The sequence below is a fragment of the Stenotrophomonas sp. 10N36 genome, assembly GCF_056395005.1.
Map to the genome: position 1 here is coordinate 118,437 of NZ_JBFTIS010000009.1, position 12,601 is coordinate 131,037.

Here is a 12,601-nt window from a genome sequence, read left to right on the forward strand (position 1 = left end):
TCTACGTGGCTGCGGGTCCGTGTCGGGCGGTGACGCCTTTAGCCGGGCAGAGCCCGGCTCTACGTGGCTGCGGGTCCATGTCGGGCGGTGACGCCTTCAGCCGGGCAGAGCCCGGCTCTACGTGGGGGTGGGCATGCAGCCGGGCAACGCCCGGCGCTACGTCTTCAATACCGGTAGTTCACCTTCATCCACGCCGTCCTGCCCGGTTCGTTGATCCGCACCGGGTCGGCGGGGAAGCCGAAGTCGGCGCTGCCGGCCAGGTTCAGGTGTTCGCTGTAGGCGCGGTCGAACACGTTGTCGATGCCGGCACTGAGCAGCAGCGCATCGTTGATGCGGTAGCTGGCATTGAGCGCCAGGGTGGCAAAGCCGGCACTCGGGCCCAGGTCACGGGCCACCACGTTGCCCTGGCCGTCGGCAACGCGGTGCTGGTGCGCCACCGCCCGGGCCAGCGCGCCGATGCTCCAGCGGTCGGCTTCCCAGGTGGCGCTCACACGCGCTTCCAGCGGCGGCATCTGCGGCAACGGGGCGCCATCGCTGCGGTTTTCCCCCCAGGCATAGGCCAGGCTTCCGCCCAGTTTCCAGTGCGCACCGAGCGTGATGTCGGCCCCGGCTTCAGCCCCGGCGATGCGGGCATCCACGTTGTTGGCCTGGGTCATGCTGCCCATCATGCCGCCGTCCCTATAGGTAAACAGGATGTAGTCCTGCAGGCGGCCGGCATACGCCGATACCCACGCGTTGAGGCGCGCGCTGCGGTACTGCAGGCCCAGGTCCAGCTGGGTGGTCTGCTCCGGCTGGATGCCAGCAAACGCGTTCGCCGCGCCCATCGGCCCCCTATCTGGCGAGAACAGTTCCCAGTAGTCGGGCATGCGTTCGCTGTGGCCGATGCCGGCGTACCAGGTCAGCGACGGCGCCAGGTCACGCTCCAGGCGCAGGAAGCCGCTGCCGAGGTGCTCGCGGCGCTGCTGGCCGGCGGTGGGGTTGGGCATGGCCATCATGCCGCTGGTACGACGTTCGTCGGTGACCTCGGCGCGGTCGATGCGCAGGCCGCCCACCCAGCGCTGGGCGGTGCCTTCGCCCAAGGTGATTTCACTGAAGGCACCGAGGCTCTCGAAGCGGGCATCGGTGCGCCAGGGCTGCTGTTGATAGGTGTTGCGGCCCATGCCGCTGCGGTCGCGGTGCCGGCTGTCCTGCGCGTCCACGCCGGCGACCACCGCGATGTCCTGCCAGCGCCATTCCGAGGCGATGCGCCCGCCCGTGGTACGCCGGTCGACATTGGCGGCCATCGGCATCGGCATGCTGCTGTCCGGGTTCGGCGTGCGCAGCGTGTAGTTGTCCATGACGTGGTCGGCGTCGTTGTAATACACGTTGGCCAGCAGCTTGTCCCAGGCACCGGGCAGGTTGTCCTTCTCGAAGCGGGCGGCATAGCTGGTGCGCTTGAACGCGGCCCCGTCCATGCCACGCCCGGCATAGCGTGCGACGGCGTCACCGGTGCCGGCCGACAGCTCCAGCACGGTGTCGGCATCGGGCGTCCAGCCGACGGCCACGTCGCTGTTCCACTTGCGCCACTTCGACGGCACCACGTCGCCATTGCCGTCCTTGTAATCGTCGGCCTCAGAGCGGTTGCCGTTGACGCGCACGTAGCCCTGCGACGCACCGGCCGTCAGGTCCAGCACTTGATCATTGCGGTTGCGCGAGCCCACCAGCGCGCTGGCGTTGATGTCCACGCCCGGTGCGTCGAAACGCGGAGTGTCGCGCTCGAAACGCACCGTACCGGCCGACGCGCCGGCGCCCCAGCGCACGCTTTGCGGTCCCTTGATGATGGTCAGCCGGTCGAAGGTTTCCGGCGCGATGTAGGACAGCGGATTGTCCATGCGCGAGGGGCACGCACCGATCAGGTTGCCCTCGTTGCTGACGATGTTCAGGCGTGACCCGAACATGCCACGCAGCACCGGATCGCCGTTGGTGCCGCCGTTGCGGATCGCCGAAAAGCCCGGCACGGTCTTGAGGTAGTCGGCGCCATCGCTGGCCGGCACCGGTTGGCGCGGCAGGCGCGGGTCGGTGACCCAATGCAGTGGCGAGGACGGGGCGGTGGCGGTCACCACCAGCGTGTCCAGGGTCTGCGCGGGCTCACGCTCGGCGGCGTGCAGCGGCAGCATGGCCAGGGCGAGCGACAGGGAAACAGACAGGCGCGTCATTGCGCCCGCACTGCGGGAAGCGAGATTCATGTGGAACTCCAGAAAACGCACAGGCGCGCGCCGCCATCACGGCGTCACGCAGCAGGAAAGGGCATCGGCGGTTTCAGGCGTTCAGCGGCGGGCCGCGTGCGGCATGCGCGGGCCAACGCAGGCTGCGCGGCGTGGCGACGGCGCGCAGCACCGTCGGGGCAATCACCGGCAGTGCCGGCAGCAACAGGATCAGCACCGCCAGCCACGGCATCAGCCGCGAGGCCATCATGCAGTACTCGCACGCCTCGCCATGGCCGGCGTGTTCGTCCAGCGGTGGCGCAGGTGCACTCGGCGACGGGGCGGCGGCGTGCGTGTCCATGCCCTGCATCGGCATGTCCTGCATCGGCATCGCGTGGTGCTGGTGCGAGGCCGGCATGCCGTGCCCGGCGTGCGGGTCGGCGGGAGCATCGGCAACCGGCATGGCATGGGCCATGCCCGAGGGCATCAGCATCAACGGCGCATCGGCATGCGCCTGTTGCCAGCGGCTGACAAGCGGCGCCAGCGCCATCAGCAGCGTGGCCACGAAGGCGAGCTGCAGCAGGACGGCATACGGGCGACGGCGGACATTCACCCGGTCATGGTAGCGCCCGACCATGGCTCGGGCGGCCCGACGCCCTGCGACCAACCGTCGCAGCGAATGCGGGCGGCATGCGCGCTGTCGGAGGCAATGTATCGACCAACGGTCGGCACCTGCCGGGCCGTGGGTGCGATGTGTGGTCCCAACCGGGTGCGATGTGCCGCACGTGTCCGGTGGTCTGTGCCACCCGCGTCCCGCGTCCCGTGCAGCGGTAGCGCCCGACCGTTGGTCGGGCACCCCGTCAGACGGTGATGGTCTGCGTCAGCGATTCCCAAGTGGGCGGCAGCGGCCAGTTGGCCTCCTGGTTGCCGTCGATGACGCGACGCAGGTCGCGGGTGTCGATCTGCGGGGCCAGCACGTGCACCAGCTCCAGCGCGTAGTCGCGCAGCACGCGGTCACGCGGCAGCACCGCCCAGGCGATGCACTCGTCGATCGGGGCCGGGGCCGGCCACGCGCGCAGGTCTTCATCACTGGCGTTGACCGCCATCTCCGCCAGCAGGCCAACGCCCAGGCCGGTGCGCACGTAGGTCTTGATCAGATCCGCATCCAGCGCGGTCAGCGCGATGTCCGGGGTCAGCCCGGCACTGGCGAAGGCACGCTGCAACGAGGAGCTGCCGCGGGTGGAGGATTCATAGCTGATCAACGGCTGGGTGGACAGCGCCTGCAGGTCCGGCGCCGCGCCGGGGCGGTCCAGTACATGCCCGCGCGGCACCAGCACCAGCCGCCGCCAGCGGTACAGCGGAATGGCGATACCGGCGCTGGGTTCGGCGCCAGCCGTGGAAATGATCGCAATGTCCGCATCGCCCTGGCTGAGCAGGTCCAGCGCATCGCTTTCAGCGGCCTGCTGCAGGTGCACGCTGACCTGCGGGTAGGCTTGCTTGATCTTCGCCACCGCCGGCGGCAGCACGAAGCGCGCCTGGGTATGGGTGGTGGTGAGGACCAGCTGGCCCTGGCTTTCACGGCGCTGGTTGGCCGCGTAGGTGCGGATGTTGTTGGCTTCGCCCAGCACGGCGCGTGCGCGGCCGATCACTTCCACGCCGGCCGGCGTGACCGCTTCCAGGCTGCGCCCCTTGCGCACGAACAACAGGAAGCCCAGCTCGTCTTCCAGCTGCTTGAGCTGCTTGGACAAGCCAGGCTGGGTGGCATGCACCCGCGACGCGGCGAGCGTGATGTTGAGCTCGGCGTCGGCGATGGCCACCAGATAACGGAGTTGGGTCAGCGTCATGGGCGTGTGGCACGGCAGGCGAAGGGAGGGCAATCCGACTGTAGGGCAATTGCCGTCACCAGCTTATAACCAAATGTTGTTTAAGAAGGGTATCAGGTCATTTCCCGGGGGCATATGCCGGGGCTACGGTCTGCCGGAGCATCCCCGCCCTGCCCTCCCCCTGCCGCGCCGGGCGCGGTGAACGGACTTCCCTGGAGCATTCCCATGGCCCTGTACAACTCGATCCTGGACACCATCGGCAACACCCCGGTGGTCCGCCTGAACCGCATCGCCCCCGACCACGTCACCGTCTACGCCAAGGTCGAGTCATTCAATCCCGGCGGTTCGGTGAAGGACCGGCTTGCGCTGGCGATCATCCTGGACGCCGAAGCGCGCGGCGTGCTCAAGCCCGGCGACACCATCGTCGAAGCCACCTCCGGCAATACCGGCGTGGCGCTGGCGATGGTGGCGGCCGCGCGCGGCTACAAGTTCGTGGCCACCATGGTGGAGACCTTCTCCATCGAGCGCCGCAAGCTGATGCGCGCCTACGGGGCCAAGGTGATCCTGACCCCGGCGGCCGAGCGCGGCTCGGGCATGGTCCGCCGCGCCAAGGAACTTGCCGACGAGCACGGCTGGTTCCTGGCCAGCCAGTTCGCCAACCCGGCCAACCCGGCCTACCACCGCAACACCACCGCGCCGGAAATCCTGCGCGACTTCGCCGGCAAGCGCCTGGACTACTTCGTGACCGGCTGGGGCACCGGCGGCACCCTGACCGGCGTGGGCGAGGTGCTGAAGGTGGCCCGCCCGGACACCCGCATCATCGCCACCGAACCGTCCGGTGCGGCGCTGCTCAAGGGCGAGGAATGGAAGCCGCACAAGATCCAGGGCTGGACCCCGGACTTCGTGCCGGAGGTGCTCAACCGGGGTGTCTACGACGAACTCCTGACGGTCGACGATGCGCGCGCGATCGAGACCTCGCGCCGGCTGGCCGCCGAGGAAGGCATCTTCGTGGGTATTTCCGCCGGGGCCACGGTGGCCAGCGCGCTGGACATCGCCGACCGGGCCGACAAGGGCAGCGTGATCCTGGCGATGCTGCCCGACACCGGCGAGCGCTACTTCTCGACCCCGCTGTTTGCCGACATCAACGAGGGCTCCGACGACGACTGGCTGGCCGGTCTGCCCTGAGCCCCGCGTTGGTCTGAATAAGCCCGAGACGCCCACCGCCCGGTGGGCGTCTTCGTATTCAGCTATCGCTATTGCCTTCATCTACGGTGAAGGCAATGGACCGCATCGTGTGAACTGCAAGGCGGCGCACATCGGGTCGCGCCGCCTGAGACGATGATGACGCAGCCTAGATCCCCCGCCCGGTAACGTGCGAGGCAGCAGTCACCCGTTGCATGGACCCGGTATCAGTATCAAGGAGCGGCACGCATGAAGATCGAAGTGTGGCAGGGCGACATTACGACCCTGGCGGTGGATGCGATCGTCAATGCGGCCAACGAATCCCTGCTTGGCGGTGGCGGTGTGGACGGCGCGATCCATCGCGCGGCCGGCCCGGCGCTGCTGGCCGAATGCCAGGCCCTGCCCGAGATCCGCCCGGGCATGCGCTGCCCCACCGGCGAGGTGCGTGCCACCGCGGCCTACAACCTGCCGGCCCGCCATGTGATCCATACGGTGGGTCCGGTGTGGCAGGACGGCCAGCGCGACGAACCGGCCCTGCTGGCCAACTGCTACTGGAAGTCGCTGCAGCTGGCTGAAAAGCTGGACCTGCACTCGATTGCGTTCCCGGCCATCAGTTGCGGCGTGTTCGGTTATCCGCTGCATCAGGCGGCGCAGATTGCAGCCACCGAAACCGTGGCCTGGCAGCGCTCGCACCGCGAACCGCGCCGGATCATCCTGGTGGCGTACAACGCGGCCACGTACAAGGCCTACCAGTCGGCGCTTGCCGCACAGGGCCAGCCGATCGAGCCGCCGCCGTCGCCGCTGATGCCGTCGCTGGACCTGGGGCTGCCGCCAGCGGCAGCGCACTGAGGACGCTGCCTGGGGCCGGCCCTGTCAGTAGGGCTGGGTCCGTTGCGGTTGCGGTTGCTTAGGTAGGGTCGCACCCCGGTCGACTGCCGACCCTCAGACATCGTTCGATGTCGGCATGTAAATGAAACGGCGCGGGCTTTTCGCCACCAGCCGTCTTCGGCCGACACACGGCCCACTATCGCGATCACACGACGCACGTGCAGTCGACCGGGGTGCGACCCTACCTCGGACGCTGCGCGCGCTGCCCTTGGGACGCTGCACTCGGCAGGCTCCGCCGCTGTGCGCGCTTGACGGCGACGGAGACCCGTTACCCCTCCGCTGCCCCAGCGGTATAGACCCATTCGTCGAAGAACGGCTGCAGTGAACGACCTGCCGCCTTCTCCATCGCGCGCTGGAAATCGGCGGTAACCACCGAACGCCCGTCGTAGGTGCGGGTGTAATCGCGCAGGCCACGCCAGAACGCGTCCTCCCCCAGTTCACCGCGCAACAGGTGCAGCACATACGCGCCCTTGCGATAGACCACCGCGCGGTCGTCGCCGGTGGGCGCATCCCAGTTGGCATAGACCAGCGCATGGTCGGCGCCTTTGGCGTGCAGCGCCTCCAACCGCGTGCGCCAGCCCTGCACCTGCGCCTGGTAGGCGGCCTCGCCCTGCGCATGCTGCAGGTAGGCGGCGGTCATGAAGTTGGCCATGCCCTCGTTGAGCCAGAAGTGTTCCCAACTGGCGCACGTCACCCGGTTGCCCCACCACTGGTGGGCGGCCTCGTGCGCCATCAGCGCGATGTTGTCCGGATCGTCCAGCACGCCTTGCCCGTAGTCTTCGGACATCAGCGACAGCCCGGCCATTTCCTGGCCGATGGTACTTTTCACCAGTGCCTGCTGGTAACTCTCACCGCGGTAGGGCAGCCCGGCGCGCGCAGCGAAGAAGTCGAGCATGTCGCCGGTGCGGGCAAACAGCGTCTGCAGTTGTGCCGGGGTTCGATCCACCGACAGGAAGCGCAGTGCGATGGCATCGTGCTGGCGGGTGGCTTCCTGATAGCGCCCGGCCGCAAAGCCATACACGTACGCCGGCAGTGCGCTATCGGACGACCACCGGTGTTCAATTCGTCCATCAGCCAGCGTGCGCGGTGGTTTTGCACGACCACTGCCGGCGGCCAGCAGACCGGCTGGTAGTGTGAGCGACAGATGCAGGCGGGCCCGCTCATCCGGCGCATCCACCGACGGCATCCATTGGCTGGTGGAGAACACGCTGTACACCTCGTCGCGCTCGGGGGCGAACTCCAGCCCGAAGCGGGGCGCGCCGGAGTATGCAATGCGAACGTTGCCGAAGGCGCCTGAAGGTATCGGCTCGGCCAGTGTGATCCGAAGGCGGCCGTTGGTCTGCTCGAACTGCAGCGCACGCCCGCCCTGGGTGACCGAAGCTATGTCCAGCTCGCCGGCATCCAGGGTCAATGTCTGCACGCGCTGGACCGCGTCGAACCACACCGTCACTTTTCCCTGCAGGCGCTTTTGCTGAATGTCCGGCTCAAGCGCGACTTCGTAGCTGATGACATCAAACGCGCGCGGTGCAGACGCATGTGCACGCACGGCAAACAACAACGGCATCAACAGAAGCGCGTGCAACAACGAACGGCATGCCATCTTCGACTCCCTTCTCGCCCAGGCCTGGCGTATCCTGCCATGCCACGATGGATGCGTGCGGCACGCCATCACAACGGTAGTGGACCTGGAAACAAACCGGCGATGTTCGATGGAGTCGGCGGGTTGGGCAAAGAAGCAAAAAAAATGCCGGCACAGGGCCGGCATTCTTTCAGGTGCGGTCAGGCCGTTATCAGCCGTTCCACTTGCCCAGTGCCGCCTGGCCGTTTTCCTTGGCGCGATCAAACACGGTCTGCTGTGCCTTGGCGATGTTGGCCTTGGTGTCCTTGGCCCACAGCTTCAGTGCGGCCTGCTGCATGGCGCGGCCGTAGGAGAAGCTCAGCGGCCACGGCAGGTTGCCCATCTGGTTCATGGCATCCAGGTGCGCGGTGGACTGCTCGTCGGTCTGGCCGCCGGACAGGAACACCACGCCCGGCAGGATCGCCGGCACGGTGCTCTTGAGGCACATCACGGTCGATTCGGCCACTTCCTCGACGTCGGCCTGCTCTTCGCAGCCCTTGCCCGAGATGACCATCGAGGCCTTCAGGATGGTGCCTTCCAGCAGCACGTTCTGCTGGTACAGCGCGTCGAACAGCGAACGCAGGGTCGCTTCGGTGACTTCGTAGCAGGTCTCGATGTCGTGGTCGCCGTCCATGATCACTTCCGGCTCGACCATCGGCACCAGGCCGCATTCCTGGCACAGCGCCGCGTAACGGGCCAGCGCGTGGGCATTGGACTCGATGCAGGTGCCCGACGGGATGCTCTCGCCGATGTTGATCACCGCACGCCACTTGGCGAAGCGCGCACCCAGCTTGTAGTACTCCTGCAGGCGCTCGCGCAGGCCGTCCAGGCCTTCGGTCACCAGCTCACCGGGGCAGCCGGCCAGCGCATGGGCGCCCTTGTCGACCTTGATGCCCGGGATGATGCCGTTGTCGGCCATGTACTTGGCAAACGGCACGCCGTCCTTGGTGGACTGGCGGATGGTTTCGTCGTACAGGATCGCGCCGGAGATATGCTCGTTCAGCTTCGGCGTGGTCAGCAGCATTTCGCGGTAGGCGCGACGGTTCTCTTCGGTGTTTTCCAGGCCGACGCTGGCGAAGCGCTTGCCGATGGTGCCGGTGGATTCGTCGATCGCGATGATGCCCTTGCCCGGGGCGACCATGGCCTGGGCGGTTTCGGCCAGCTGTTCGATGCTCATGTATTTCCTGTGGCGGGTGCGGGAAAAACGCAATTATAGCCCCCGCCTCCCGTGAACTGACCGTCCACAGAATCTGGAAACGCTTTCAGGCACCCAACGCATGACGGCGCGACGTTTCCGCCGCGCCGCCGTGTGCTGCACTGCCGAGGTTTGCCCGGCAGTTTCCCTTACAGGTCGCCCAGACCGCTGGCGCGGCCGTCTTCACCCACTTCCAGCAGGCGCAGGGTGTTGGTGGCGCCATGGGTTTCCATGTGCTCGCCGCTGGTGAACACCACGCGGTCACCGGCCTGCAGCTGGTTGGCTTCCACCAGCAGGCGGATGCTGCCGCGTGCGGCTTCGCGCGGGGTGAAACCGCGGCTGTCGAAGTTGATCGGGAACACGTCGCGCATCAGCGCCATCTGGCGACGGGCGCCGTCGTGGCGGGTCACCGCGAACACCGGGGCCGAGGCACGGAAGCGCGACAGGTAGCGCGCGGTGCCGCCGGATTCGGTCATCGCCACGATCGCACGCACGCCCACGTGCTGGGACAGGAACATGGTGGCCATGGCGATGGCCTGGTCGGCACGTTCCAGGTTGCGCGGCGAGGCGCCGAAATCGGTCTCGGTCTGGAACTGGCGTTCGGCACCGAGGCAGATCCGGGCCATCGCTTCGACCGCCTTGACCGGGTACATGCCAGCGGCGGTTTCGGCCGACAGCATCACCGCATCGGTACCGTCGATGACCGAGTTGGCCACGTCCAGCACTTCGGCACGGGTCGGGATCGGGCTTTCGACCATCGACTGCAGCATCTGGGTGGCGGTGATCACCACCTTGTTCTGGGCCAGCGAGGCCTTGATGATCTTCTTCTGCAGGCCCGGCAGTTCGGCATCGCCGATTTCCACGCCCAGGTCGCCACGGGCCACCATCACCACATCACTGGCGTCGACGATTTCTTCCAGGTTCTCGATGGCTTCGGTGCGCTCGATCTTGGACACCAGCGCGGCGTAGCAGCCATGCGATTCGGCGATGGCGCGCGCATCGTTCATGTCCTGCGCGTTGCGGCAGAACGAGACGGCGATGAAATCCACGCCGATCTTGGCCACGATGCCGATCAGTTCTTTGTCGCGCTCGGTCAGCGCGCCCAGCGACAGGCCACCGCCCTGCTTGTTCAGGCCCTTGCGGTCGGACAGCACGCCGTCGTTGAGCACCGTGTTGATGATGCGCTCGCCCTGCACTTCCAGCACCTGCAGCTGCATCAGGCCGTCGTCGAGCAGCAGCACGTCACCGGCCACCACGTCCTGCGGCAGGCCGAGGTAGCTCACGCCCACCTGGGTGGTGTCGCCCGGAGGCGGCGTGGCCGAGGCGACCAGGTCGAAGCGGTCACCGGCCTTGAGCTTGATCTTGCCTTCGGCGAAACGCTCGATGCGGATCTTCGGGCCCGGCAGGTCGGCCAGGATGCCCACTTCCACGCCCACGCGCTGCGCGGCGGCGCGCACGTCGGCGGCGCGCTTGGCCTGGCCGGACGGATCACCGTGGCTGAAGTTGAGGCGAACCACGTTCACGCCGGCGCGGAAGAGATCCTCCAGCACGCCCGGCGGGTCGGTTGCCGGTCCGAGGGTGGCAAGGATCTTGGTGCGACGCTGACGCTCAATCATGGTAAATGGGCTCCCGGGAAAGGATCGAAATTAGCACACCCTTCACGTCCCATGAATACGTTTACAGCCTTGGGGCAGCTGGCTCTTGCTGTTGTCCTGCAGACACCGGCGGACCGCCGGGCGGACATCGGTTGATGCCGAAATGCCGACAAGCCCCGACCCGGTTGGCTTTGCGCGGGACATGCGGCGGCGTACGGGACGCCRCCGCGTGCCTCAGGCGAGCAGCGTGAGCAGGTCGTCCGGCGTGTTTGCCAGATGCTGCGCACCGGCCAATTGCAGCTCTTCGGCGCCGCCGAATCCCCACAACACGCCAATATTGCGCATGGCGTGATGACGCGCGCCGGCAATATCCATGCGCCGGTCGCCGATCATCCAGCACTGATCCGGGGTCAGCGAGAGGCGTTGCAGGGCTTCGGCGACCAGCTGCGGTTTCTCGCTGCGGCTGCCGTCGATCGTGGCCCCGATGACGTCCTCGAAGCAGCTGCCAAACGGCAGGTGGTCGATGATGCGGCGTGCATGCGGCTCGTTCTTGGCGGTGACGATGGCCAGACGGTGGCCGCGGCCGTGCAGTTCCTGCACGACCTGGCCGATGCGCGGGTACACCTCGTGTTCGCGCCAGCCCACCACGTCGAAACGCTCACGGTAGTAGGTGACCGCCTGTTCGACATCGACCGGGTCGGCAAACAGCGGCCCGAAGCTGGTGCGCAGCGACGGACCGATCCAGCGCCGCAGTTCGTCCTGCGGCGGGACCGGCTGGCCCATCTGGGTGAGCGCATGCGCCACGCACTGGGTGATGCCGACCGCCGAGTCGATCAGGGTGCCATCGAGGTCGAAGAACAGCGTTGCACGCTGTTCGAAGGTGTGACGACCGAGGGTCATCAGGCGCCCCGTGCTTCCAGCGCGGCGACCGCCGGCAGGGTTTTGCCTTCCAGGAACTCCAGGAACGCGCCGCCGCCGGTGGAGATGTAGCTGACCTGGCCGGCGATGTCGTACTTGTCCACGGCCGCCAGGGTGTCGCCGCCACCGGCGATGGAGAACGCCGGGGAGGCGGCGATGGCCTGGGCCAGGGCCTGGGTGCCGTGGCTGAAGGCTTCGAATTCGAACACGCCGACGGGGCCGTTCCAGACCACGGTGCCGGCCTTGGCGATGAGCCCGGCGTAGTGCTGGGCGGTGTCCGGGCCGATGTCGAGGATGAGGTCGTCTTCGGCGACGTCGGCGACGGCCTTCACGGTGGCTTCGGCGTCGGGCAGGAACTGCTTGGCGACGACGACGTCGGTGGGCAGGGGGATGTCGGCGCCGCGGGCCTTGGCGTCGGCGACGATTTTCTTCGCCGTGTCGAGCAGGTCCGGTTCGTACAGCGACTTGCCGACCGGGTAGCCGGCGGCGGCGATGAAGGTGTTGGCGATGCCGCCGCCGACGATGAGCTGGTCGACCTTGCCAACGAGGCTGGACAGCAGTTCAAGCTTGGTGCTGACCTTGCTGCCGGCGACGATGGCGAGCAGCGGCTGGGCGGGCGCGAGCAGGGCCTTGGCAAGCGCRTCGAGTTCGGCCATGAGCAGCGGGCCGCCGGCGGCGATGGGGGCGAAGCGGATGACGCCATGGGTGGAGGCCTGGGCGCGGTGCGCGGTGCCGAAGGCGTCCATGACGAAGACGTCGCAGAGGGCGGCATACTTTTTGGCGAGCGCTTCGTCGTCCTTGCCTTCGCCGACGTTCATGCGGCAGTTTTCAAGGAGGACGATGGAGCCGGGGGCAACGTCGACGCCGTCAACCCAGTCGCGCACGAGCGGGACCTGGACGCCGAGCAGTTGGGAGAGGCGCAGGGCCACGGGGGCAAGCGATTCGGCTTCGCTCCAGACGCCTTCGGTGGGGCGGCCGAGGTGCGAGGTGACCATGACGGCAGCGCCCTTTTCGAGTGCGAGCTTCAGCGTCGGCAGCGATGCGGTGATGCGCTGTTCGGAGGTGATGCGGCCATTCTCGATCGGTACGTTGAGGTCCTGGCGGATCAGCACGCGCTTGCCGGAGAGATCGAGGTCGGTCATGCGAACGATGGACATGGGCAACTCTTTGGCTGAAAAGGAAAGGGCGCCACGCACGGC

Annotated in this window: 10 protein-coding genes; 2 read left to right on the forward strand and 8 right to left on the reverse strand. The window is 67.4% G+C overall.

All coding sequences use genetic code 11. The features are described from left to right. Window positions 1-164: 164 nt before the first annotated feature. From AC1DCJ_RS11080 to AC1DCJ_RS11090, 3 genes are all read right to left on the reverse strand, one after another. A complete protein-coding gene (locus tag AC1DCJ_RS11080; protein WP_478070951.1) occupies window positions 165-2,225 on the reverse strand; it encodes a TonB-dependent copper receptor in 2,061 nt (686 codons plus the stop codon). 73 nt (window positions 2,226-2,298) lie between these two features. After that, window positions 2,299-2,733: a DUF2946 family protein gene (locus AC1DCJ_RS11085; protein WP_478070982.1), complete on the reverse strand. Its 435-nt coding sequence runs from the start codon at window positions 2,731-2,733 to the stop codon at window positions 2,299-2,301. A gap of 310 nt (window positions 2,734-3,043) precedes the next feature. Next, window positions 3,044-4,027 (reverse strand): LysR family transcriptional regulator, encoded by a 984-nt coding sequence (locus tag AC1DCJ_RS11090; protein WP_038686579.1) that lies wholly within the window; start codon window positions 4,025-4,027, stop codon window positions 3,044-3,046. A 204-nt stretch (window positions 4,028-4,231) separates the two neighbouring features. Between AC1DCJ_RS11090 and cysK the strand changes: the two genes are divergently transcribed. Together cysK and AC1DCJ_RS11100 are read left to right on the forward strand one after the other, a co-directional pair. Further along, window positions 4,232-5,191 (forward strand): cysteine synthase A, encoded by a 960-nt coding sequence (gene cysK / locus AC1DCJ_RS11095; RefSeq protein ID WP_478070952.1) that lies wholly within the window; start codon window positions 4,232-4,234, stop codon window positions 5,189-5,191. A gap of 246 nt (window positions 5,192-5,437) precedes the next feature. Further along, the gene (locus AC1DCJ_RS11100; RefSeq protein WP_137190185.1) at window positions 5,438-6,037 is read left to right on the forward strand and encodes an O-acetyl-ADP-ribose deacetylase; all 600 of its coding nucleotides are present in this window, start codon (window positions 5,438-5,440) and stop codon (window positions 6,035-6,037) included. Window positions 6,038-6,344: 307 nt separating this feature from the next. Here AC1DCJ_RS11100 and AC1DCJ_RS11105 read toward each other — a convergent pair whose 3' ends face one another. The 5 genes from AC1DCJ_RS11105 to AC1DCJ_RS11125 form a co-directional block, all read right to left on the reverse strand. Beyond that, window positions 6,345-7,676, reverse strand: coding sequence for a M1 family metallopeptidase (locus AC1DCJ_RS11105; protein ID WP_478070953.1), 1,332 nt, complete (start codon window positions 7,674-7,676; stop codon window positions 6,345-6,347). A 190-nt stretch (window positions 7,677-7,866) separates the two neighbouring features. Then, on the reverse strand, window positions 7,867-8,871 hold the full coding sequence (locus tag AC1DCJ_RS11110; protein ID WP_141057437.1) for a class I fructose-bisphosphate aldolase: 1,005 nt from the start codon (window positions 8,869-8,871) through the stop codon (window positions 7,867-7,869). Between the two features lie 167 nt (window positions 8,872-9,038). Continuing rightward, window positions 9,039-10,505 carry a pyruvate kinase gene (gene pyk, locus AC1DCJ_RS11115; RefSeq protein WP_137190187.1) on the reverse strand — a complete coding sequence of 489 codons (1,467 nt, stop codon included), beginning with the start codon at window positions 10,503-10,505 and terminating at the stop codon, window positions 9,039-9,041. Window positions 10,506-10,718: 213 nt separating this feature from the next. Further along, on the reverse strand, window positions 10,719-11,384 hold the full coding sequence (locus tag AC1DCJ_RS11120) for an HAD hydrolase-like protein (protein WP_478070954.1): 666 nt from the start codon (window positions 11,382-11,384) through the stop codon (window positions 10,719-10,721). Further along, window positions 11,384-12,559: a phosphoglycerate kinase gene (locus AC1DCJ_RS11125; protein ID WP_314404346.1), complete on the reverse strand. Its 1,176-nt coding sequence runs from the start codon at window positions 12,557-12,559 to the stop codon at window positions 11,384-11,386. The genes AC1DCJ_RS11120 and AC1DCJ_RS11125 overlap by 1 nt, the downstream gene beginning before the upstream one ends. Window positions 12,560-12,601: the final 42 nt, after the last annotated feature.